At 36.2% G+C, this 22,634-nt stretch carries 19 protein-coding genes, 1 tRNA gene and 1 CRISPR repeat array; of the genes, 5 read left to right on the forward strand and 15 right to left on the reverse strand.

Going from position 1 to position 22,634, the window contains the following annotated elements; genetic code table 11:
- Window positions 1-33: 33 nt before the first annotated feature.
- Both LB467_RS03455 and ric read right to left on the reverse strand, forming a co-directional pair.
- Window positions 34-435: a hypothetical protein gene (locus LB467_RS03455; RefSeq protein WP_224472624.1), complete on the reverse strand. Its 402-nt coding sequence runs from the start codon at window positions 433-435 to the stop codon at window positions 34-36.
- A gap of 421 nt (window positions 436-856) precedes the next feature.
- The gene (ric, locus tag LB467_RS03460) at window positions 857-1,573 is read right to left on the reverse strand and encodes an iron-sulfur cluster repair di-iron protein (protein WP_224472625.1); all 717 of its coding nucleotides are present in this window, start codon (window positions 1,571-1,573) and stop codon (window positions 857-859) included.
- A gap of 345 nt (window positions 1,574-1,918) precedes the next feature.
- Here ric and LB467_RS03465 point away from each other — a divergent pair, with 345 nt between their 5' ends.
- Window positions 1,919-2,464: a lipid-binding SYLF domain-containing protein gene (locus LB467_RS03465; protein WP_224472626.1), complete on the forward strand. Its 546-nt coding sequence runs from the start codon at window positions 1,919-1,921 to the stop codon at window positions 2,462-2,464.
- 656 nt (window positions 2,465-3,120) lie between these two features.
- On the opposite strand, the gene LB467_RS03470 is transcribed toward LB467_RS03465, so the two are convergent.
- Window positions 3,121-4,563 carry an exonuclease domain-containing protein gene (locus LB467_RS03470; RefSeq protein WP_224472627.1) on the reverse strand — a complete coding sequence of 481 codons (1,443 nt, stop codon included), beginning with the start codon at window positions 4,561-4,563 and terminating at the stop codon, window positions 3,121-3,123.
- A 537-nt stretch (window positions 4,564-5,100) separates the two neighbouring features.
- Here LB467_RS03470 and LB467_RS03475 point away from each other — a divergent pair.
- The 3 genes from LB467_RS03475 (at window position 5,101) to LB467_RS03485 (ending at window position 7,963) form a co-directional block, all read left to right on the forward strand.
- Complete coding sequence (locus LB467_RS03475) at window positions 5,101-5,970, forward strand: hypothetical protein (RefSeq protein ID WP_224472628.1); 870 nt, start codon at window positions 5,101-5,103, stop codon at window positions 5,968-5,970.
- A gap of 127 nt (window positions 5,971-6,097) precedes the next feature.
- Complete coding sequence (locus LB467_RS03480; RefSeq protein WP_224472629.1) at window positions 6,098-6,946, forward strand: sialate O-acetylesterase; 849 nt, start codon at window positions 6,098-6,100, stop codon at window positions 6,944-6,946.
- Window positions 6,947-7,018: 72 nt separating this feature from the next.
- A complete protein-coding gene (locus tag LB467_RS03485; protein WP_224472630.1) occupies window positions 7,019-7,963 on the forward strand; it encodes a nitrilase family protein in 945 nt (314 codons plus the stop codon).
- A 12-nt stretch (window positions 7,964-7,975) separates the two neighbouring features.
- Here LB467_RS03485 and LB467_RS03490 read toward each other — a convergent pair whose 3' ends face one another.
- From LB467_RS03490 to LB467_RS03505, 4 genes are all read right to left on the reverse strand, one after another.
- Complete coding sequence (locus LB467_RS03490) at window positions 7,976-8,926, reverse strand: lipid A deacylase LpxR family protein (protein WP_224472631.1); 951 nt, start codon at window positions 8,924-8,926, stop codon at window positions 7,976-7,978.
- A 269-nt stretch (window positions 8,927-9,195) separates the two neighbouring features.
- Window positions 9,196-10,200 carry an ion channel gene (locus tag LB467_RS03495; protein WP_224472632.1) on the reverse strand — a complete coding sequence of 335 codons (1,005 nt, stop codon included), beginning with the start codon at window positions 10,198-10,200 and terminating at the stop codon, window positions 9,196-9,198.
- A gap of 323 nt (window positions 10,201-10,523) precedes the next feature.
- The gene (locus LB467_RS03500; RefSeq protein WP_224472633.1) at window positions 10,524-11,369 is read right to left on the reverse strand and encodes a universal stress protein; all 846 of its coding nucleotides are present in this window, start codon (window positions 11,367-11,369) and stop codon (window positions 10,524-10,526) included.
- Window positions 11,370-11,680: 311 nt separating this feature from the next.
- Complete coding sequence (locus tag LB467_RS03505; RefSeq protein WP_224472634.1) at window positions 11,681-13,072, reverse strand: dipeptidase; 1,392 nt, start codon at window positions 13,070-13,072, stop codon at window positions 11,681-11,683.
- A 111-nt stretch (window positions 13,073-13,183) separates the two neighbouring features.
- Here LB467_RS03505 and LB467_RS03510 point away from each other — a divergent pair.
- A tRNA-Leu gene (locus LB467_RS03510) sits at window positions 13,184-13,265 on the forward strand.
- A 227-nt stretch (window positions 13,266-13,492) separates the two neighbouring features.
- A CRISPR array of direct repeats spans window positions 13,493-17,631; the repeat unit is 37 nt; unit sequence GTTTCAATCCTAATTTCTTAATGGAATGGTCTGGAAT.
- Between the two features lie 193 nt (window positions 17,632-17,824).
- On the opposite strand, the gene cas4 is transcribed toward LB467_RS03510, so the two are convergent.
- Genes cas4 through cas3 form a run of 8 tightly spaced genes read right to left on the reverse strand, consistent with a single transcriptional unit; the run spans window position 17,825 to window position 22,572 of the window.
- Window positions 17,825-18,400: a CRISPR-associated protein Cas4 gene (gene cas4 / locus LB467_RS03515; protein ID WP_224472635.1), complete on the reverse strand. Its 576-nt coding sequence runs from the start codon at window positions 18,398-18,400 to the stop codon at window positions 17,825-17,827.
- On the reverse strand, window positions 18,400-18,690 hold the full coding sequence (cas2, locus tag LB467_RS03520) for a CRISPR-associated endonuclease Cas2 (protein WP_224472636.1): 291 nt from the start codon (window positions 18,688-18,690) through the stop codon (window positions 18,400-18,402). The genes cas4 and cas2 overlap by 1 nt, the downstream gene beginning before the upstream one ends.
- Window positions 18,691-18,700: 10 nt before the next feature.
- Window positions 18,701-19,693: a CRISPR-associated endonuclease Cas1 gene (gene cas1 / locus LB467_RS03525; RefSeq protein WP_224472637.1), complete on the reverse strand. Its 993-nt coding sequence runs from the start codon at window positions 19,691-19,693 to the stop codon at window positions 18,701-18,703.
- Window positions 19,694-20,380 carry a CRISPR-associated endonuclease Cas6 gene (locus LB467_RS03530; protein ID WP_224472638.1) on the reverse strand — a complete coding sequence of 229 codons (687 nt, stop codon included), beginning with the start codon at window positions 20,378-20,380 and terminating at the stop codon, window positions 19,694-19,696.
- A 32-nt stretch (window positions 20,381-20,412) separates the two neighbouring features.
- The gene (locus LB467_RS03535) at window positions 20,413-21,054 is read right to left on the reverse strand and encodes a plasmid pRiA4b ORF-3 family protein (protein ID WP_224472639.1); all 642 of its coding nucleotides are present in this window, start codon (window positions 21,052-21,054) and stop codon (window positions 20,413-20,415) included.
- A 24-nt stretch (window positions 21,055-21,078) separates the two neighbouring features.
- Complete coding sequence (locus LB467_RS03540) at window positions 21,079-21,447, reverse strand: type II toxin-antitoxin system VapC family toxin (protein ID WP_224472640.1); 369 nt, start codon at window positions 21,445-21,447, stop codon at window positions 21,079-21,081.
- A complete protein-coding gene (locus LB467_RS03545; RefSeq protein ID WP_224472641.1) occupies window positions 21,440-21,673 on the reverse strand; it encodes a hypothetical protein in 234 nt (77 codons plus the stop codon). Before LB467_RS03545 ends, LB467_RS03540 begins: the two co-directional genes overlap by 8 nt.
- Window positions 21,674-21,717: 44 nt before the next feature.
- Window positions 21,718-22,572, reverse strand: a complete 855-nt coding sequence (gene cas3 / locus LB467_RS03550) for a CRISPR-associated helicase Cas3' (RefSeq protein WP_224472642.1) — start codon at window positions 22,570-22,572, stop codon at window positions 21,718-21,720.
- Window positions 22,573-22,634: the final 62 nt, after the last annotated feature.

Raw genomic sequence — 22,634 nt, forward strand, 5'->3', positions numbered from 1 at the left:
TACCATAGAGATGCTTTTATAAGTTTAAAACTTTCAGTTTTGCGGTGCTTTTCGGGAGTATTTCTTAAAATAAAACCGGCAAAGAAATAAGAGCAAAAGAGAAAAAGCGTGGAAAAAAATAATGGATATCACCGCATAGCCCTGGAAAGGAAAACTGAATAACATCCCCAACAAGCTAATATTTGTAGCCAGGAAAATATAGAGGTACTTTTTTGAAAGTTCTGTTTTATGAAAAAACAACCGATAAATAATTCCGGTTAAAGCGAGATAAACCCAGCCCAGCAAAGCGATATGGGAGTGCGCGTGAAGAATATATTTATAATTCCCGGAAACGGGAGTTACATAAAATAAGCGAAGTAATATTCCCAGCAATGCTGCCAGTAAAAAATAGGAAATGGCAATATTTTGGTGAGCTTTTAAATCTAAACGCAGCATAGGGGGGAAGATACTAAAAAGAAAAGAAGTTAGCTTAAACTTAGATATTGAACGTCATAACGAACGAAATGAAGTAATCTCTGAATTCTTAGACATAAGTTAGAGATTGCTTCAGTCGTTCCTCTTTCGCAATGAACGAATTTTACTTATTTATATATCGTCACAAGTAAAACTTCAAGATAATATTCTTTACTTACTTGTAATAAATTGAGAGGTTGTTTAAAAAGGTCTGATTTCGTCAAGCTGAACTTGTTTCAGCTTCTAACATGAATTAATATATAACAGCTTAGATCCTGAAACTAGTTCAGGATGACATTAAAACGACTTTCCAAACAGCCTCATCTTCAACACAACTATAAACAAGATTTCCAAAATAAAAAACTAAATTTCACTTAGGGAAAACCCAAAATGAAAACCTTCTTTATTTGTCTAAACTGCGTTCAAGCTCAATCGCCCTGGGGAAAAGTATGTTGTTTTCCAAATGTACGTGGTGGTGCAAATCGGTTTCAAATTCTTCCAGTTTTGCATAAAACGCCTTATAAGTATTGCAGGCCCAGTCGGGGCAGCTATAATTATCACTTAGATCTGAAATCTCTTTAAAAATAGCCCCGGCATCATCGTGTTCGGTTTCCATCATTTTAATGGGATTATCAATTTTTCCAAATTGCGGTTGTGGCACCGGTGTACCTTCTTCCTGCGCTTTTACCAGTTTTTTGATAAATGGAAAAAGAATAAGTTCTTCTTTCTTTAAGTGGGCACTTAATTCCTGGGCGACCTCAGTAAATAGCTGCTGAATTTTTATTAGTTCCGGTCTTTCGTGGCCGTGCACTTTGGCCACACGCGCTCCATACTGAATAAGCAGCGGGATATTTTCTTCAACATAATGATGATGCACGTTTATAATATGGTCGATTAAATCCAGTTTCCAGCTTTTATAATCGTATTCCCGACTAACCGAGTCTGTTTCCTGTAATTCTTTTTCCAGTATCTCAAGGTTCACATTGGCTTTTGCCGCAGCCTGAGCTAAACTAACTCCGCCGCCACAGCAGAAATCGATCCCGTGTTTTTTGAATAAGTGCGCGTTTTTAATGTTTTCAGTTACATAATCGGCTACGGTTTTAGCAGTTTCGGTATTCATAATAATGGCTTTAAGTTGAACAATATTTCCCTACAAATATCTGGCTTGTCCTTTCGCTATTTTATGAGTCTGGTCATAAGCCCCAATTTTCTGTTTGCCTGTCCTCAATGAGATTTGATAATAGGAAGTTACTAAGCTTAAATAATTCGTCAGTCAGCTTTAAAAATCGTATCAAGAATTTATGCATTAAACTTCTTAAAAACCTCTTAGGTGTTAAAGTAAAAATCTTATTGATTTTTTAACTTTATCCTGTAAAAGCCTAATTTTAAGTGAAATAACAATGGATTAACAATATTTATATAGGATAAAGGCTAATTTGGTTAAGAACCAAAAAATAAAATAAAGATGAATTCACTAACAAACCACGTTTACAAGCCACTATTTGTATTAGCATTTTTGCTATTTGCAGGCTGTGGAGGTATGAAAAACACTGAAGGCGACCTGGTAAGAGATGCCGCTGATGCCAGACAGGAACTAAGACAAAACCATGCTAATGCAGCAGAACTGTTTGATGATTCTGCAGGTTACGCAATTTTTCCTAATGTAGGAAAAGGAGCTTATATTATAGGAGGAGCTTCCGGTAACGGTGTTGTTTATAAGAACAACGCAGTTCAGGGCTATGCCGGTCTTAAGCAGGTAGATATAGGATTGCAGGCCGGAGGAAAGGCTTTTGTAGAAGTACTTTTCTTTGAAACCGATGCAGATCTTGAAAGATTTAAAGAAGGAGATTATGAACTTTCTGCGAACGCATCTGCGGTAATACTGGAAAAAGGAGTTTCCAGGGATATTGATTTCCAGGATGGCGTAGCCGTTGTTACCATGCCTAAAGCCGGTGCAATGGCGGGAGTATCTGTTGGAGGTCAACGGTTTACTTTTCAGCCAAGACGCTAGAAATTAAATAGAATAATCAAGAAAAGCGGCTGTTATGGCCGCTTTTTTATGTTTAGTGTTTAAAATCCCCCGATTAACAGTGTCTTGATGATTCGTGTTGTTCATTTTTTCCATTGATGAAAAAACGAACCAAAAAAATCTAGGCTGACGAAATCTTATCTAAATTTATCGCTCAACACCTAAATTTTAGGAACTCGCCTTTTTAATTCAATTTGATAGAAGGATACTAGTGGCTCAAACCCGCCTGAACGGACGGACAGGTTACCATTGACGTTTTTCAAAATGATTGTTTTTAGCTTTCTTTTTGGTAAGTGTAGTACTTTCCCGGCGTTAAAAATTTTTGAAGCCTTGGAGAAAATTTAGCCGGGGAAGTGCGGTTCCGATAAGCGATAGCGATTCGGAAACACCTACAAAAAAGTGTCCTTTTTTTGGTTCGTCCCGATAGCAATCGGGATGAACAAACACTATCACAGATAATGGTGAACTGGAATCTATTAACCGATTCATTCAAAAAAGTCATATTCCTACGCTAGAAAACTTTTTTCTGTGGTCTCAGCTTGACGCCAATTAGAAGTTTTAGGCAGTCTTTTTATGCGATAATTTTTACCGAAGACCTGTCTATTTTAATTATTTGCTTATTAAGTTCTGCTTTAAAATCAGTGCGAATTTACCAACCATTCTTCCGGTTGCCGGTCATTAACCGTTTCATCTTCTTCGGTGTTCAGGTTTAAGCGGGTGATATTCTTTTTAGTATTTAAATACCTGTTCACAATCCTGTCGGCATAACTGGAATTTGTTTGTGGAATCAGGTAATCTTCAAACTGTTCAGGACCATTGAAATCCTCCGAATCTTCTACAAAGCCATACCCGGCATAACGCCCCTTTTTTAGATAGATAAAAGATTTTTCAGCTTTAGATCTTCCTTTTTCTACCAGCAGGCAGGAATTTTCATATTGATTTATATAATCTACGGCTTTAGAAACCCGCCGGTTGTATTCGGCTTTGTCTATTTCTCCTTTGCACATTCCGCTGCAGCTGGTAATTTTATAATGACTACAATGAGAAACGCCGGTTTGTAACCCACAATACCTGGGGCATAATTCAAATTCCAGGCAAATATATTCCAGGAATTTTATGGCTTCCTCGCGGGTATAAAACTTCATCCAGCTTACCGGTGATACTTTATTTTTATGAATCACAAACTGCTCGATCCCTTTTTGGTTATGATAGGAGGTGAGGGTATAAGGCCTGCTCACCTTTTTCTGGGCTTTATTGAATTCAGGGAAATATTTTAGAATCAACGCCGATTCCCGCAAAAGGGCCAGTAATTCACTACCGGTAAGTTCGTAGTCTATGCTGTAGGTGGCTTGCATCAACTTATATTTCCGGTTCGATTTTTCCTGAAAATGAGATTTTATCCGGCTTTTAATATTTTTAGCCTTGCCGATATAAAGCGGAATCCCGTCTTTGTCCTTAAAGAAATACACCCCGGTTGAAGCGGGTAATTTTTCAAAATCTGAATTTTTAAAATTTGGAGGAAGGTAAGAGGCCGCTGTTCTTTGATTCAGAAAAGCGGTGAAAACTTCATATTCGGGATCCAGATCCATACAACGCTGAAAAAGCGTCACCGTAGCCTCGCAATCACCCCGGGCCCGGTGCCGGTTGGTATGCGGAATATTAATTGACGTGCAAATATTTCCCAGGCTGTAAGAAAAAAGTCCAGGAATAAGTTTCTTGGCCAGTCTCACCGTACACAGGCGTTTTTTTTGAAACGGCAGCTCCAAATTGCTGAATTCTGCCTTAATAATATTATAATCGAAATTCACATTGTGAGCTACGAAGACACAGTCTTTGGTAATGCTGGTAATTTCAGAAGCGATCTCAGAGAATTTTGGCGCATCGGCGAGCATTTCATCATTGATGTTGGTAAGGGTTTCAATGTATAAGGGAATTTCGGTCCCGGGATTCACCAAAGAGCTGTATTCGTCTATAACTTTTCCGTTTTGAACTACCAGCACGCAAATTTCGGTGATCTTATTTCCTTTGATCCCGCCGCCCGTGGTTTCAATATCGGTTATGGCAAATTTGACATCTTTCATACGGCCAAATTATGATTATTTCTGAAAGTTTAAAAGGAAAAAATACTAAATAATGGAAATATTCCTTATTAGTAATTTTTCAATATGATTTATGTTTGTTCTCCTTTCCATTTAGTTAAGGTTCAAAATTCAAGGTTTCTTAACTGGTTGTCGGTTGTCGGTTCTCAGTTCTCGGTTCTCAGTTCTCGGTCATTTAAGCATTAACTCATAAGACTAACAACCCATTGTTGATAGATTTTTACAGGATTTCCCGCAGTTTTTCAATCTTCTTGGTATATTGTTAAAAATTTAATAAGAGTAGATTTATTTAAACGAGATCTGCTGAAACAGCCAACCCTACAGGCCGTTTGTTTTACCAAAAACCCCATTTCTACATGTATTCGGAACAGGCAAATTATATTAAAAGCTTTCAAATATTTAAGTTTTGGAAAGTATGCTATAAAACATTTTTTAGGAGATATCCAGTAATTGTTATCCCGGGGAAAATGGATATAAAGAAAAAGGGAGTAGATTATATAACGAGTTAGTAAACATTAGATGAAAGACAGAATTCCATATTTAAATGAGATCTACCGTGCCTTTAAAAGTGATGATGTAAAAGCTCGATTGAAGCACTTCGACCTACTCACAAATTCTCTCTTTACTTTAACTGAAAGTCTATTTGAGAACAAGGTGCAAATAGAATATCATCATGCGGAAATGGAAAACAAATTTTTCAGATATGGAATGGCTAATCACAGCATTAAAAAACTCTTAGAGGGAAACAATTTTTCAATTATAAATAAGCAGATTGAAATAATAGATTTATTTTCTGTTTTTGCTTTAACACGGATGCAGATTGAAACTTTTGCAATCATGTATTATCTGTTCTTTGAGAAAGTGGAAACCATAGAAAAAGATTTCCGATATGATCTTTATAAACTTCATGGACTGCAAAAACAAAACAATTTTCCAGTAAAATTTGAGAAGAACGAAGAAAAAAAGAAAGCAATCCAAAAGGAGATTACTTTGGTTATTGAAAAAGTGAAAATTTATTCAAGGTTTAAAAATTCAACCGCAAAGCAGCAGAAAGAATTTTTAAATCCCAAATTTTCAAAAACAGAATCCACAAAAGATATTTTGATCAAAAGCGGAATTGACTCAAATAGAATGAATGATATGTGGAGTTTATATTCTAATCACGCTCATAACGAACACATAAGTGACCGCCAATACAATTATATGTACAAAAACAAGAAATCTACACTTGCGGAATCCATGACTGTATTATCATTAAATACAATTCTGACTTCTACCCTTTGTAAGTTAATTGCTGATGAGTTTGAGGGAGTAAAAAAGAAATATGAAGACCTTCATTTAAGAGATAAAGTTCAGATAGAAACTTGGAGCAACTTAAAGTACAAATAACGTTTGCCAACAACGGTTAACACAAATACGGCAGACCAATAAAAAATGGCATTTTTGAGTACCTTTCTGTTCCCAATTCCGCACTTGCGTTAACCGGGACGGTTGTAGACAATATAAAACTAGAAAAATGCATAAAAGAATATTTATAGTTTCACTTCTAATCTTATTTACAAGTATTGGATATGCTCAATCTGATAAAATAAAATCAGACAATGTAAATGAATCAGATAAACGAACCCAAAATTTCCCCAGAGAAGAATTAAAAGTAACGGTAATTCCCGAAAAAAAGAATGTTTGGGTTTTCCTGTTAGCCGGGCAGTCAAATATGGCAGGACGAGGCTTGGTTGAACCTCAGGATACAATACCTTCAAAAAGAATTTTAACAATTAATAAGAATAATGAATTAATATACGCAAAAGAACCACTTCACTTTTATGAAACCACTGCGACAGGATTAGATGTCGGGCTTTCATTTGGAGAAGAATTAATTAAAAATATTCCTGATAGCATTTCAGTTTTATTACTTCCAACTGCTGTTGGTGGAAGCTCAATAACGCAATGGTTAAATGATGAAAATTTCCGGAATGTCCAACTTTTTTCGAACTTTAAAGAAAAACTGGAATTAGGAAAAAGTTATGGAGCAATAAAGGGCATTATTTGGCACCAGGGAGAAAGTGATGCTAATAAGGAAGAGATAGAAAATTATGAAAAAAGATTATCTCAATTGATTTCGAATTTTAGAAAGAACTCTGGAAATAATGAATTAACTGTTATTATTGGAGAGCTCGGCTCATTTTCAGATAACAACGAACAATGGAAAGAAATTAATGAACAAATTAGAGCCTATGCTACCACTGATAGTCTTACAAAAGTTGTCCAAACGAGTGATTTAAAACATAAAGGAGATAAAGTTCATTTTAGCTCAGAAAGTATTAGGATTTTAGGTAAAAGATATGCCAAAAAATATCTGGACTAAAAAAGATAGCTCGCACAGTTTAATACGAGACGTTATGCACAAGCAACTAAAAAAATTAATATAAATCTAAAAATGTACATAGCAGTAGCCCAATTTCAACCGAAGGACGGAGATAAAGCATACAACTTATCGGTCATCCGAAAACTTGCCCAAAAAGCAAAATCCAGGGGAGCAGACTTAATCAGTTTTCACGAAATGTCCATTACCGCATATACTTTTACAAAAAATCTAAGCCTGGAACAGATAAGGGACTTAGCGGAGGAGGTACCAAACGGTAAAAGTACCCGGGAATTGATTGCAATTTCCAAAGAACTGAATATTCCGATTTTAGCAGGTCTGGTTGAAAAATCAAACGACAAAATATATAATACCTATATCTGCGTTTCAGAAGACGGACTAATAGCAAAACAAAAAAAGTTGCATCCTTTTATCAGCAAGCACATGTCCGCCGGAGACGAATATTGCGTCTTCGACTTACTTGGGTGGAAATGCGGAATTTTGATTTGCTATGACAACAACGTAATAGAAAATGTCAGAGCAACAAGCCTTTTAGGAGCCGAATTAATTTTCGCGCCCCACGTTACGGGATGCACCCCATCGGCAATGCCCGGGCGAGATTATGTAGCCGACAAATATTGGCAGAACCGTGAAAACGATCCTGTTTCATTGCGAATGGAATTTGACGGACCTAAAGGTAGACGTTGGTTAATGCGCTGGCTGCCTGCGAGAGCTTATGACAATGGGGTGTACTATGCCTTTACCAATCCTATCGGCTATGACGGCGAACATCTTAAAAATGGCAATTCGATGATAATCGACCCTTACGGGGAAGTTTTGTCTGAAATAAAATCTTTTGAAGATGAAATTACGATTTCAAAAATCACAAAAGACAAAATTCAGCTCTCAGGTGGTTGGAGATACAAAAATGCAAGGAGACCTGAGCTTTACAAAAACATAATTGGTGCGAACCATCAATCGGACACCACACCTGTATGGATGAATAAAAAAAATGGCTGATATAAGCACAATTTAAAATTTAAAACCTATACGTATTCCTCCCCACCTGGCAGAATCGCCGGTGCTAAATTCCCGGGTTATCAGGCTTCTGGAATACTCAAAATATAGGCTGGAAGTTTGCAGTACAAGTCCAAAATTATTTTGGGCGGTAAACCTTTCAATTTCTCCTGAAGAAATAGTGTAGGGACTGGAATTATTAAAAACGCCGCCTTGTAGACTGGCATCGTAACCTATAACATTAATAAGGGGCTGGGAATAAAAGTATAATTTGAAAGCATCTTTTTTATCTGAAATTTCAAAAGGCGAATTTATTAGTCCTATGGCCAAATTTAAGCCCAGGCTGGCCTTTGTATTTAATGTTCCTAACTTTAGGTTTGCAGTGCTATTTAGTGAAAATAAATTCCCGGAACGTAAAAGCAGTTTTTCGTATCCCAGTTCATAATTAATGATAATATCGTTCCTGATTTGGTTTCGCCAGCCCAATGGAATGGTATTTCCGGTAGCTTCATGGATTCCCACCTGCATCTCTTTTCCAAAAGCGGCAGGACCAATTATGCCAAGACTAACTGAAGAATTTAATCTGTATTTTTTAAGGCTATTTGTTTTAATGCTAAAACTTTTTAGCATAATGGCCGAAGCAAAAGGCCGATCTCCATCTTGAATCTCGACACTTCCATAATTGCGCGGAGTAAAACCAAGATGTTCTATAGATAATCCATATTTATTCTCTGTATTTTTCGGTTTTAGAAAAAGATGATTCATCGGATTTTTCTGCAGTGCGGGATGCACAAATTCTAAATTATAACCCTGGGTATAATTTCTATCTGTAGCAGTAAAAAAGTCATTATCATAATTTAAACGAAAATAGCGCTCGCCCGAAATATCACGAAATGAAGCCATGTTTTCTATTTTCTGAGCGTAGATAAAACCCGGTAACAGTAATAATAATAAGAATATTCTCATAATAATATTTACGAAGTTCTTACTAAAAAGGTTTTTAATGAAATGTCTGAAGGATATATATTCACAAGAGACACTGTTTTTTTAGTAAAGTATCCCCGGAGTAATAAGCCCCAAAATCAAGATATATTTACCAATAATGCCTCTGGGGTTTGCCCCGAGGTAGTTACTCCGGATCGGCTAAGAGTAAATAATGGGTTTTCCGTTAGGAATAAGATGTAGGAGGCAAATTAGGTTAAATGAATAGATAGTCCAAGGAGGTGGTAACAACTTTATTTCGGCTCAATCACATCTTCCCAATCCCAGCCGGCTTTTTTGATATAGCCTAGTAATCTTCCGCGGCGTTTATTGAAATTATCATCGTCGGGGATGCCTGGATCTTCCTCAAAATTCTCTTTTAATTTATCGGGTAGATCATTAAAATAATTAAAGTCAGGCGTCTCATCTGATGGGGAGGTGTAACCTTCCTGAAGTCTAACAGATAGGTTATCCATAGAGCCACGCAAAACCCGCCAGGTAAATGCATTAGCCGACTTATCTAAGCGGTAAGCTTCCTGGATGTTTAAGGCTTCATCTAATATGGCGAGATTTAATCTTATGGAATGCGACCGCCGGTTGGTGTGAAAGTAATGCAGAATGGGGTATGCAAGATGATGCTCTCCGTGCTTTAAAAGCATGGTTTCCAAATTCTGAAAACGGGAATATAAAGGAGTAAAATCTTCGCCATTATACCCCTTATTAATAATTTCCTTTGGAGATCTTCCTAATTGGTAAATATAAACAGCCAGTGTTCTTTTATCTACTACCGCCTGGAGGACAGGAAGAATATAAGAAATTCCCAAACTTATAAAGATCATGCTATTTACCCCCATAATATTGGAGACAATCCGCCAAACATCGGTGCCTGCTTTAAGGTCACCGTTTCCCAGGGAGGTAAGGGTATAACCCACGTAATAAATATTTCCGATAATATCGGCACTTGCACCGGTGGTGCTTTCTAAAACCGAGTTGGGATCTGAAAGATAAATTAAGCTATATCCTAACCAAATAAGACCAATCCACATTAGTACCAGTGCCATTAGAATAGTTCCGCCGGCGAGATTGAGCACGGGAGATTTTGCGTTACCTCGAGCTAACTGGAAATAAACCCACCAGATTTTACCGGCCATAAAGGAAGACAGGTCTCCGCCTCCATTTATATATAGAATGTTTTTAAAAATGTCTATTAATGCAACAATTAGGATAGCAATTCCTAAAAGAATTAATAGATAGCTCATGTTTGTTGGTTTAAGAGCTATAATTTAGAAAGTAATCCTGAAAACCAGTGTTTAAGGAAACTTAATTCTTTGTGAATGGATGAGAAAACTCAATAATTCCGGTGATTGAACCTGAAATTCTATTTAGAGATTTAATACAAAACTTCGAAAAATGCTTATTCGTGAATTCGTGGCGATATTTTAAAGAACACTACCTGTCTTTATAATATCACATTATTTCTTAAGTCACGAATACACAATTTTTTATAAGGCTTAGTGAAATTCACCCGGAAAAATTCAGTAATATATTTTCAGTTGACATGGAAATCGGTAATGTCATTTTTTTACTCCAATTCCTTTAAAATCAATACCGGCACCTTCGGGTTAAAATCTATTTCTTCCTTAAATCGCTGCGAAAAGAGTTTGCTGAAAAAGCCCTGTTTTCGTTTGTAAAGTGCGAGAAAATTACTTTCCCTGCTTTCAATAAATAGATGGATTCCAGCAGTAACGGTAGTTTGGGTAAGCTTATGGAAGCTGAAATCGACTTCAGAAAAATAGGTTTTCAGCGTTTCCTTGTTTTGTTCCTGCTCTTTGGTGAGCGGCCTGCTATCGCTGTCAATATACAGGATCCTGATGCTGGCATTTAGATTAATAGCCATATCTATAAGCGCCGCAACCTCTTTATTTTTAAACGGAAATTTATAGTTAGTAGGAAAAACAATTTCTCTGTTGGATTCCGGCAGTTCCTGCATTTTTTCCGGAAGAATCAAAAAAGGACAATCTTCTACCTTTTCTATCACTTCAGAAATTTCATTTTCAAAGGCTGCATTTATCGAAACATTTTCGCCCCGGGAAACCATTAAGATCAGGTCTATATTGTGGGTGTCTATGCATTCCTGAAGAGCTTCAGTCAGGTCTTTATTACGGGAAATAGTTTCAAACTTATGCTTCTGATTTTCCTTTCTGAAATTTAAACCCTGGAGAATTTTCTGCAATCCTTTTTCAGATTCAGCCTTCGCTAATTCCAGTTCTGTATTATGATTCCGGTTGAGTGAAAATCTTACTGAAACTTCATAGGTGTTCAGAATAAAAAAAGTACAGGGAATGTTCTTGTAAAGATTCAAAGCATACACCAGGGTATTCCAGGCATGTTTGGTAAAATTGGTAGGAATAAGAATTTTCTTTTCCATAGATTAAAATGAATTTTTAAGCAATCCCTGTAAATATACTAAAACTAATTTCCCAAAATTTCTATTTCCCTTCGGAAAAAAGGATTTTAAAAAAATGAGATTACCTGAAAAAAACTTTTTCCGTCAAGCTGAACCTACCCGTCCGTTCAGGCGGGCTTGTTTCAGACTTTTATCCCGAATTTATATCGGGATTCTAACATGTTTTGATTATCCACAGCTTAGATCCTGAAACAAGTTTAGGATGACGTTTATTTTCAGACAACCTCATATGTATGATTTTACTCACTTAAGAAGTGAATCTTCAATACAAGTTATTCCTGACTCATTTCAGTAAAATATTTATAAAACCACGGAATGGTTTCTATTCCTTTTAGATAATTCCAAACCCCAAAATTTTCGTTGGGGGAGTGGATGGCATCGGTGTCAAAACCAAAGCCCATTAAAATGATCTTGCTTTTCAGTTCTTTTTCAAATAAAGTAACAATAGGAATACTTCCCCCGCTACGCTGCGGAATTGGTGTTTTTCCGAAAGAAGCTTCATAAGCTTTACTTGCTGCCCGATACCCGATATTATCTATTGGCGTAACATAAGCCTGGCCGCCGTGATGAGGTTTTACTTCCACTTTCACAGCATCTGGAGCTATACTTTCAAAATGCTGTTTAAAAAGCTGGCTGATTTCTTGCCAGTCCTGGTTGGGCACCAGTCGCATAGAAATTTTAGCATAAGCCTTTCCCGGAAGTACCGTTTTTGCGCCTTCACCAATATACCCGCCCCATATTCCGTTTACATCTAAAGTTGGGCGAATGGAAGCTCTTTCTAAAGTAGAATAACCGGCTTCCCCGTAAACATCCTTGATATCCAGTTTTTTCTTGTAAGCTTCTTCACTATAAGGTGCTTCAGCCATTTTAGCTCGTTCTTCCTTGCTTAATTCTTCAACCTTGTCATAGAATCCGGGAATCGTGATATGATTGTTTTCATCAGTTAAAGAAGCGATCATTTTACTTAAAATATTGATTGGGTTTGCTACGGCGCCACCATACAGTCCTGAATGCAGGTCACGGTTTGGCCCGGTAACTTCCACTTCCATATACGAGATTCCGCGAAGTCCGGTGGTGATGGAAGGCGTGTCTTTAGCGATCATCCCGGTATCTGAAATTAAGATCACATCGTTGGCCAGTTTTTCCCTGTTGTTTTCTATAAACCATCCCAAATGTTCACTTCCCACTTCTTCTTCACCTTCAATCATAAATTTCACATTGCAGGGCAGCTGGTCATTTTTGGTCATATATTCCAGAGCTTTTACGTGCATAAACATCTGGCCCTTATCGTCACAGGCACCACGTGCGAAAATAGCTCCGTCGGGATGAATTTCGGTTTCTTTGATCACGGGTTCAAAAGGAGGGGATTTCCAAAGGTCTAAAGGATCTGGCGGTTGCACATCGTAATGCCCGTAAACCAGAACGGTAGGCAGGTTTTTATCAATTATACGCTCTCCATAAACGACAGGATGCCCCGGAGTTTCACAAATTTCTGCGGAATCACAGCCTGCTTCCAGTAAATTTTTCTTTACTGCTTCGGCGGTTTTTAGCATTGAATCTTTGTAATTAGAATCGGCGCTTATAGATGGAATTTTCAGTAAATCAATGAGTTCGTTAAGGAATCGTTCTTTATTTTCCTCAACGTATTTTTTAATATCCTTCATACTTTATCTTTTGAATGAGATAAAGGTAAAAAAAATATTTCCAGACTATTTGTGAATTGAAACATTTATGTATATTTGCATCCGCTTACAACAAGCAATACATATTGAAATGCGGGCGTGGTGGAATTGGTAGACACGCTAGACTTAGGATCTAGTGCCGCAAGGTGTGAGAGTTCGAGTCTCTCCGCCCGCACAAAGGAAAAAGCCGACTTGAAAGAGTGGGCTTTTTTATTTTGGTACAACATAGGTACAACATTTTTAGAATTTCTCTTTCTATATACAAATTGTTGTTATTTGACACTTTTATTTGGAGAATCGTTGTAAGACAATTACGATATATAATATACTAGTAAACTAAAATTCCGTGACATAAGACGAGCCGGAATCCATCAATAGCCACAAAAAGTGCACTTAGTTCAGGTTTCAATCCTTATTTTTTGTTGGAATGGTCTGGAATGCTGCTGCTTCCGCGATTCCATTCGGCGCTATGGCGTTTCAATCCTATTTTCTTAATGGAATGGTCTGGAATAGAGGCGAAACCTATGTTGAAAAAGTAGCGATTTAAGTTTCAATCCTATTTTCTTAATGGAATGGTCTGGAATTTTCCGCCGGGATCGGTGAATTCGAATTTTGGATATGTTTCAATCCTATTTTCTTAATGGAATGGTCTGGAATGGGAACCCGTCGGTCTTGGATCCTGAATTGATGAAGTTTCAATCCTATTTTCTTAATGGAATGGTCTGGAATCCAAATTGGTTTCGTCATAAACCCCGCTATCTCCTAGTTTCAATCCTATTTTCTTAATGGAATGGTCTGGAATCCATCTCAGTCATACGCGCTATTCGGGATTTCACTAGTTTCAATCCTATTTTCTTAATGGAATGGTCTGGAATTTCCACGTGGTATTTATTTGTTACAGGACTTAACCCGTTTCAATCCTATTTTCTTAATGGAATGGTCTGGAATCTTGATTTGCGTTTTCTGCGCCATCGTTGTTTGTTTGTTTCAATCCTATTTTCTTAATGGAATGGTCTGGAATTAGCTCTTGCAAAACGCTCGTCGAACTCGGTAATCTGTTTCAATCCTATTTTCTTAATGGAATGGTCTGGAATAGGACAGGGGGAGCATCCCTTGCGGTGAATACGATAGTTTCAATCCTATTTTCTTAATGGAATGGTCTGGAATTCGAAAGCTCGTCCTCAAGCGGTTTGCTGGTGTTTAGGTTTCAATCCTATTTTCTTAATGGAATGGTCTGGAATAAATGTCTTTGTTTTGGGTTTTTGTCAATGGTGTCAGTTTCAATCCTAATTTCTTAATGGAATGGTCTGGAATTGTGTGTCCATGTGTTTAGTTTTTTGGTTATGCCAGGTTTCAATCCTAATTTCTTAATGGAATGGTCTGGAATACTTTACATCAGCCGTTTCATTCCTGTTTGGTGGTGGTTTCAATCCTAATTTCTTAATGGAATGGTCTGGAATATCTGAATCACATATTCTGAGTCCGCTACGTCATTTTGTTTCAATCCTAATTTCTTAATGGAATGGTCTGGAATTCATCTAATTCAGCTTTTTCGCCTTCATCTGGTTTGTTTCAATCCTAATTTCTTAATGGAATGGTCTGGAATTCACTTTGAAATAAATATTTTGAGATTCTAATACAGGTTTCAATCCTAATTTCTTAATGGAATGGTCTGGAATAATAAGTATTGGACCCCTCATCTGATATAGAGAAACGTTTCAATCCTAATTTCTTAATGGAATGGTCTGGAATGGATAATGAACCTCAGACAACTAAGTTTTCTAATAAGTTTCAATCCTAATTTCTTAATGGAATGGTCTGGAATGTATTATCACCTTCGGTGGTACCTCGAAATATTTTATAGTTTCAATCCTAATTTCTTAATGGAATGGTCTGGAATTTTTTATCTCTTAAAGCAATATAATTTTCAGGCTCAGTTTCAATCCTAATTTCTTAATGGAATGGTCTGGAATCTGCTTTCTCTGCTAAGTTCTTTGCCTTATCTTCAATGTTTCAATCCTAATTTCTTAATGGAATGGTCTGGAATAAAGAATACAAAATACTACTTACCGCTTTTGTTTTGGGTTTCAATCCTAATTTCTTAATGGAATGGTCTGGAATTGAAAGTTCAATTTCATATTCTTTCTTTTCTTCAACGTTTCAATCCTAATTTCTTAATGGAATGGTCTGGAATTTACGCTGAGTTGAACTTTAACTACATCCCCAATATGTTTCAATCCTAATTTCTTAATGGAATGGTCTGGAATTGGATTTAGAAAAGTAACCGATGTAAATGCAGCGTGTTTCAATCCTAATTTCTTAATGGAATGGTCTGGAATCCGCTTCACTTTACTTCGGGAAATCTCCTGAGAATACGTTTCAATCCTAATTTCTTAATGGAATGGTCTGGAATCTTCTATCTTTTTAGTATTGGTTTTGTAATAGTTTGTTTCAATCCTAATTTCTTAATGGAATGGTCTGGAATAAAAATTTTTTCGACAATTCAGATTCAGTTTTGTTGTTTCAATCCTAATTTCTTAATGGAATGGTCTGGAATAAATACCACGGCTGGGATTCAATACCAGCAACAGATAGTTTCAATCCTAATTTCTTAATGGAATGGTCTGGAATTCAATTACTAGATCTGTGGAAGCTTCAGTTAAGGTGTTTCAATCCTAATTTCTTAATGGAATGGTCTGGAATCTGAAAATCAAAAAATAAACCTACAGGTTGTTTTCTGTTTCAATCCTAATTTCTTAATGGAATGGTCTGGAATAGGTTTCGGTGACAGGGATACTAGAGTAACATTATTGTTTCAATCCTAATTTCTTAATGGAATGGTCTGGAATAATTAGGAGTCGTTAGACGGTAGTCTTTAGATTATTTGTTTCAATCCTAATTTCTTAATGGAATGGTCTGGAATCCTGAGCTCTACGTTTGTAAAGCCATTAACGATATCAGTTTCAATCCTAATTTCTTAATGGAATGGTCTGGAATAGAAATGAAGAGTTAGCCGAGCCAACAAATCAGGCAAGTTTCAATCCTAATTTCTTAATGGAATGGTCTGGAATTTTTCATATTAATTTCCTTTTGTCGCCCCTCCTCAAGTTTCAATCCTAATTTCTTAATGGAATGGTCTGGAATGGTGATGCCACACTTATTCCTGACAGAAAAGGTATGTTTCAATCCTAATTTCTTAATGGAATGGTCTGGAATTGCTGCGAAATTTCCTGGTTTAGCCATATACTTTATGTTTCAATCCTAATTTCTTAATGGAATGGTCTGGAATATTACATCCCCTGCTGTAGTTACTGCGCCTGTAATCTGGTTTCAATCCTAATTTCTTAATGGAATGGTCTGGAATTTTAAATAGAAAACTTAATTGATTATCTTTGAGTTAGTTTCAATCCTAATTTCTTAATGGAATGGTCTGGAATTCAATAGTTGTTTCATCTACATTGTAAATGCCCGCGGGTTTCAATCCTAATTTCTTAATGGAATGGTCTGGAATTGAATGTACGGGTGTCCTGGGCTTTAAAGGTAAAATTGTTTCAATCCTAATTTCTTAATGGAATGGTCTGGAATATATCATTACGCTCATGACCCATAAGCTCCCTGAGGTTTCAATCCTAATTTCTTAATGGAATGGTCTGGAATTCCCCAGTAGTAAGCTTCGTCTTTCTGAGGAGAAACGTTTCAATCCTAATTTCTTAATGGAATGGTCTGGAATTCAACTTCGCTAGGGTGTATGGGACAGTGGGTCAAGAGTTTCAATCCTAATTTCTTAATGGAATGGTCTGGAATATTATTCGACATTGATCTCCAATTAGGAATAGAACCGTTTCAATCCTAATTTCTTAATGGAATGGTCTGGAATCTCCAAATACTCGGCTTCCTCTTCCTCGGTAGAGAGTTTCAATCCTAATTTCTTAATGGAATGGTCTGGAATTGAAGCATATACAAGTTTAAGCCGAAGGCCCTGCTCAGTTTCAATCCTAATTTCTTAATGGAATGGTCTGGAATTTGCCGCTGAAGTTTCAGAAGAAACAAAACGCGAAGCGTTTCAATCCTAATTTCTTAATGGAATGGTCTGGAATTCTGCGCTTTTCTTCTTTCCTTTTCAGTTGATTCTCTTGTTTCAATCCTAATTTCTTAATGGAATGGTCTGGAATTCTGCGCTTTTCTTCTTTCCTTTTCAGTTGATTCTCTTGTTTCAATCCTAATTTCTTAATGGAATGGTCTGGAATTTGTAGCTCCAAAACCTGTAGGATTGGCGTAAATCTGCTGTTTCAATCCTAATTTCTTAATGGAATGGTCTGGAATAACAGAATTTTGTATGCAGCATCTTGATTTTTAATGTTTCAATCCTAATTTCTTAATGGAATGGTCTGGAATCATCTGCAGCTTCAAAGATCTTATCAACGATGCTTTGTTTCAATCCTAATTTCTTAATGGAATGGTCTGGAATCTTCTTTTCTTGTGCCATAACTTTGGGGTTTTTTAGGTTTCAATCCTAATTTCTTAATGGAATGGTCTGGAATCCGATTGTTTGCCCAGAACCTTTAATCATGTACCCTATGGCAATTTCTTCAACTTTTAAAATTTGTTTTTTCAATATGTCAAAGAACCTAAAAACCATATATTTCAAATGGTTTCCGTATTCGCTATGTCCCGTTATTACTACCATAAACTTAAAAAATAAGTTGTTCAAAAATAAATTTATACCCGGAACGCCTATTTAATACAAATGTTCCTGTAGGTACAATTTACACATCTTTTCTTAAATTTAGTGGCTTTTGGATATTTGTTTTCTTCAATAATATCAAGCATTTTTTCCATACTGCTTTTGATTTCCTGTTTCGCTTCCGCGGGAATAGAAACTTCAACCAGTTTATGTTTGCTACGCGTATATACCAAAAAACCTTTTTCTACCCTGGTATTAAAAGTTTCTTCTATTAAAACCGCATAACAATAAAGTTGCTGTTTATAGGTATCATAAACCTTATCTTTCCAAAGTGCAAATTTATAATCCAAGGGGGCATAAGAACCATTATTTAGTTCGAGGACCTCATCCACTTTCCCCCGTAATCCATCAATTCCCAAATATTGATCGTTCCATTTATTTGTAACACCAATTTTCTTACGCAAATATTCCTTATTTCGTTCTAATTTCTCATTATGGATTTCACGTCCACGGTTGACTTTATAGAATTTATCTTCGTACTGCGGAATTCGAAGCACATACTCAAAATACGTATAGCGTGGGCAATACAGGTATTCAATTATTTGTGAAGGATAAAAACTTTGCATCAAAAAAATAATGCTTTTACTTCATCGGTAACCAGTTTTTCATCAAATGCCTGACCCATCATCGTACATTCGTTTAACTGTTCTTTATTCATCCTAAAAATGTAAATCTTATCGGTATCTTCATTGATCACCTTTTCTATTTGCAGTTCCAGGCTATCTTTTTCATTTGAGTTTAAGGTTCCCAAAAAACAGGAATATTGCACACGATATAAACCGGCGTGCTTGCAAGCTTTGGAAACAAAGTTTCTTGCGCTGTCATTTTTAATATCATATAGAACCCAGATGATCATAAATTTATGTTTATTCAATTAAACTATTGGCAAAACGATGAGCTTCCAACTGTACCGCATTTAAACGTGTTTGCAACCTACCTTTGTATCGTATTTTCTCACTATCCAGATATTCAAGATATGGTGCCACAAAAAATGCTTTTCCCTCTTCATTAAGTGAATAACCACCTGTAAATTCTGAAAAATAATTCTTGTTTATTTTCTTTCCTGTAAATAGCCTGAATACAAACCTATCTGCATAAATACGATAGGGTTCTATAAAGTCGAAAACCAGGCTTTTGGAATTATAATCGTCCCGGTGCATAAAACCCACAAAAGGATCTAGCCCGGCGAGCATTAACGACCTTTCTATACGACTGTACAAAATACCATAGGCATAATTAAGCATAGCATTAAATTCATCTTGTGCTGGGCGAAAGCTTCTGCCTTTAAACGCAAATGCTTCTGGCATACAGGTGGAAAGAGCTTCAAAATAATGCCTTCCGGCAGAACCTTCCCAACCTCTAAAGGATTCGGCTACTTCATTGATTTCTTTTGCTTCACTTTCTAATATTTTCCGTCGGAAATCTAATATAGCTTCGGTTTTAATATCCAGGAATTCGTGTAAATTTGAACGGTGTTTTTTAAGATCCTGTAGGAAATCGGACTGATTTTCTAGTTTATTCCCCAACCACAATTTAATCCACGTTACTGCCTTAGCGTCTAAAGAAGCTTTTAATTGCTCTTTTCTTATTTTAGTGGTACTTCCTAATTTACTATGCCAGAAACGCCCCATGGGGTGTCCGTCATTTTCTACAACTACAATATCTATATTATGTTTTAAAGCCAGGGCAATCGCATCCGTACTAAGCGCTGCACCCTTGCTCATTATAAAAGAGGTGATTTTATGTGCTGCAATATGATTTACTTTTACCGGTTGCGATTTATCTTCCCGAATTTTAATCTGGAACATATCATCCTTTACGTGTACATAAGTTCCGTAAGTGTTGATGAAGATTTGCATTTAAATTCGTTTTATAGTGCCAAACCCCCGGGAAACAGCTTTACCCAATCCTATTTCATCTGGAAGCAGAGCATTAACAATAAAACTTCCTGAAAAGGCAATCATCTTGTTTTCTTTAAACTGGGTACTTTTTTCTTCAATATTTACTTTTGCCATTAAACGTTCACTGGCATTTAATTCTACCCCGGTATTTCTAAAAAAGCTTAAAATATGCCCTACCAAAATAGCATTCAACATATCCTGTTTTTCTACTTCGCTTTCCAATTTATGATATTTGGCATAATTGGTTTGGTTAAGCCCCATCCAAAGGGTTTTAAATTGATATTCATGTAGACTACTGCTATACCCAGTTTTTTCATTTGTAAGAGCTATGTTTTTAGTGTTAATGCTGAATTTTTGCCCATTAATATCCAGCTCTTTTATTTTTAAAAATAGGCTGGGTAATAATTCGGCTCCTTCTTCGATCCCAATAAGGGTGGGTATGTTATTGATTACTTTATATTGAATGCTCGGATATTTATACCTGAAACGTCCATCTTCATAATGGTTGTGTAGAATAGGGGAGTGCTCTTTAAATAAATTTCCAAAATAGCCCCGAAGTTTATGGGCATCCCTGGTTTGCAATTTAATTTCCGGGAACTTAATACGGCAAACTTGCAGTTCTTGTATTGTTGAAGATGTTGTCATTTTTTCCTTGTTTTGATGGAATTTTTTAAAATTCAGAACAGTTCATAAGAATTATTTTTCCAGTTTTCGGAATGGTAGAATTCATCTAACAAGAAATTGATGTCTTCCAGGTTCACGAAGGTTTCATCATATTTTTCATCCTTTTCCAAACCGTACCAGATGCGTGTTTCCTTATGTTCAGGATGTTTTTTATTTTTTATGATCTCAAGAAATTCGGCATAGCCCCAAGGGCCGCCCACATCTTCTGGAGGGCATTTGCCCTCTGCCTTGATGCAGATTGGCGCTTCTTTAAATTGGTTGAGGTCTTTTTGGCTTACTTTTAGAAATTTTATATGGTGCCACCAGTCGTCGCCAAAGTCGTACCAATACCAAAAAGCCTTACCTTGGGTTTCTTCTAAAAATTTTTCTTTGAGTTTTACTTTACTTGCATCTTGTTTAGCAGCCATTTCGATAAAATCAAAATCGTCTTCAAAATCATCTGGTACACCCACGCGGATGGCAGCCTTGCCTTTGTTATCGCTAAATTCAAAAAGATGTGCGTTTAACCAACCAAATGATTCCTGAATTAGAAAATGCAACTGTAGCATGGTAATATCTTCGGGAAGCAACAGCGTTCTTGTACATTTGTGTGGGAGGTCTTTAAGATCAATTTTAATTTTAATAGGTGAGAACATTTATCCTTGTTTTAATGGGTGGGGTTATATTTCTAATGGACTTATAAGTGCTATATACTCAAGATGTTTAAAATCCTTAATGTTAGCTGTTGCTATAGGCAACTCGTAAACTGAAGCGGTTGCGGCTATTATTGAGTCACCTACACTCATTGATTTTTGTTTTCTAAATTTGATCGCTTGGTTTATGATGATTTTGGAAATAGGTAAACAATCAATATTCCTAAAAAACTTATCTAAAAGTTTTTCTTCCTGTAGCTGAAGTTTATGATATCCAAAAATTTCCAGTCTTGTTATTTCAGAGACGATAAGTGAAGGTTTTTCCAGTTGTGAAACCGAAAACCTACCCTTAACCACTCCAATGATAATATTCGAATCCAGTAATAACTTATTCATCCCTGCCTATATTGCGATCCTTACGCTGCTCCTTTTGCCAGGCAACGGGATCATCAATATCTTTAAATGCCCCCATTTTTGCCAGCTTTTCTAGGGCATCTATTGCTTTTTTTTTCTTTTTTTCCTGAAGCACCTGTTTTTTTGAAATTTTCAAACCCAAACTTTTAGCCAGCTCTTCTACCTGCTGTAAGCGTTCTTTATCCTTTCCTGAAATGGTGATTTCCATAGCATGTGTATTTTTGTTTAAATTAAAGATAAGGATTTTAGAAATCAAGCCACGAAAGCTTTATTATCATTTTTTGATTTAAAAGTCAGTCCTTTTTCATCATCATAATTTGCATCAATGAATTTAAAATCCAGTGGACCTGAAGTGATTTTTACAGAATTAGCCCTTCTTGTACTGATCGATAATTCGTAATTACTAAGTTTATCTCGATTTTCACAACCATTTAATTTTTCTTCAAAACAATTTGGAATAACTGAAATCGTATCTAAACCTTCCCTCGTAAATACTTTTTCATCTGTGGTTAAATCCTTGATGAAATTATATTTGTACTGAATATCCAGATGCTTGCTTAAGCCTTCAATATATTTCTCATTAGATTCAATGTCTAAATCCTGATAAACCATATCAACCAATTCGTTTAACTTCTTTTCGGAAAGCCTTTGGGCATTTACTTTTTTAAATTCCTCATACGTGTCATGCAAAATATTCCCAGTATCGTAAATCTTTTCACTGATTTCAAAATGTTGAAAAATTATTACCTTCGTTTCACTTTTTTGTCTCTTTCGGTTTACCCTTCCCGCCCTTTGAATTATGGCATCGATAGGGGCATTTTCAGTAAAAAGTATATCAAAATCGATATCTAAAGAGACTTCAACTACTTGGGTAGCTATTAAAATACCTCCTTTGTTTTTCTTATCTAATTTAAATATTTCTTCTTCTTTTTTAAATCGATCTTTTTTTATGAACCGTGAATGATAGCAAATAGCGTCGAAGCCTGCTGATTTAGTTACCTCGTTTAAATAATCGTAAAGCTCAATAGCTTTATCTACTGTATGGATATTCCGGTGATGCTGACCCCTCATTCCGGCCATACTGACCCCCCTAAGGATTTTGGTCAAAAAGATAAGTTAATGACAATATTACAGTTTTTTTCTTAGACTTTCCCCCTTAAGTTCTATAC

The sequence above is a fragment of the Salegentibacter tibetensis genome, from assembly GCF_020164485.1.
GTDB classification, from domain to species: Bacteria; Bacteroidota; Bacteroidia; order Flavobacteriales; family Flavobacteriaceae; genus Salegentibacter; species Salegentibacter tibetensis.

Excerpts from the sequence above, each read along its gene's own strand:
- LB467_RS03455 (WP_224472624.1), bottom strand. The coding sequence starts at position 435 with ATGCTGCGTTTAGATTTAAAAGCTCACCAAAATATTGCCATTTCCTAT.
- LB467_RS03470 (WP_224472627.1), bottom strand. The coding sequence starts at position 4,563 with ATGAAAGATGTCAAATTTGCCATAACCGATATTGAAACCACGGGCGGC.
- cas2 (WP_224472636.1), bottom strand. The coding sequence starts at position 18,690 with ATGATCATCTGGGTTCTATATGATATTAAAAATGACAGCGCAAGAAAC.
- LB467_RS03495 (WP_224472632.1), bottom strand. The coding sequence starts at position 10,200 with ATGAGCTATCTATTAATTCTTTTAGGAATTGCTATCCTAATTGTTGCA.
- LB467_RS03490 (WP_224472631.1), bottom strand. The coding sequence starts at position 8,926 with ATGAGAATATTCTTATTATTATTACTGTTACCGGGTTTTATCTACGCT.
- LB467_RS03505 (WP_224472634.1), bottom strand. The coding sequence starts at position 13,072 with ATGAAGGATATTAAAAAATACGTTGAGGAAAATAAAGAACGATTCCTT.
- LB467_RS03475 (WP_224472628.1), top strand. The coding sequence starts at position 5,101 with ATGAAAGACAGAATTCCATATTTAAATGAGATCTACCGTGCCTTTAAA.
- LB467_RS03535 (WP_224472639.1), bottom strand. The coding sequence starts at position 21,054 with ATGTTCTCACCTATTAAAATTAAAATTGATCTTAAAGACCTCCCACAC.
- LB467_RS03545 (WP_224472641.1), bottom strand. The coding sequence starts at position 21,673 with ATGGAAATCACCATTTCAGGAAAGGATAAAGAACGCTTACAGCAGGTA.
- ric (WP_224472625.1), bottom strand. The coding sequence starts at position 1,573 with ATGAATACCGAAACTGCTAAAACCGTAGCCGATTATGTAACTGAAAAC.
- LB467_RS03530 (WP_224472638.1), bottom strand. The coding sequence starts at position 20,380 with ATGACAACATCTTCAACAATACAAGAACTGCAAGTTTGCCGTATTAAG.
- LB467_RS03485 (WP_224472630.1), top strand. The coding sequence starts at position 7,019 with ATGTACATAGCAGTAGCCCAATTTCAACCGAAGGACGGAGATAAAGCA.
- cas4 (WP_224472635.1), bottom strand. The coding sequence starts at position 18,400 with ATGCAAAGTTTTTATCCTTCACAAATAATTGAATACCTGTATTGCCCA.
- LB467_RS03500 (WP_224472633.1), bottom strand. The coding sequence starts at position 11,369 with ATGGAAAAGAAAATTCTTATTCCTACCAATTTTACCAAACATGCCTGG.
- LB467_RS03480 (WP_224472629.1), top strand. The coding sequence starts at position 6,098 with ATGCATAAAAGAATATTTATAGTTTCACTTCTAATCTTATTTACAAGT.
- LB467_RS03465 (WP_224472626.1), top strand. The coding sequence starts at position 1,919 with ATGAATTCACTAACAAACCACGTTTACAAGCCACTATTTGTATTAGCA.
- cas1 (WP_224472637.1), bottom strand. The coding sequence starts at position 19,693 with ATGCAAATCTTCATCAACACTTACGGAACTTATGTACACGTAAAGGAT.
- LB467_RS03540 (WP_224472640.1), bottom strand. The coding sequence starts at position 21,447 with ATGAATAAGTTATTACTGGATTCGAATATTATCATTGGAGTGGTTAAG.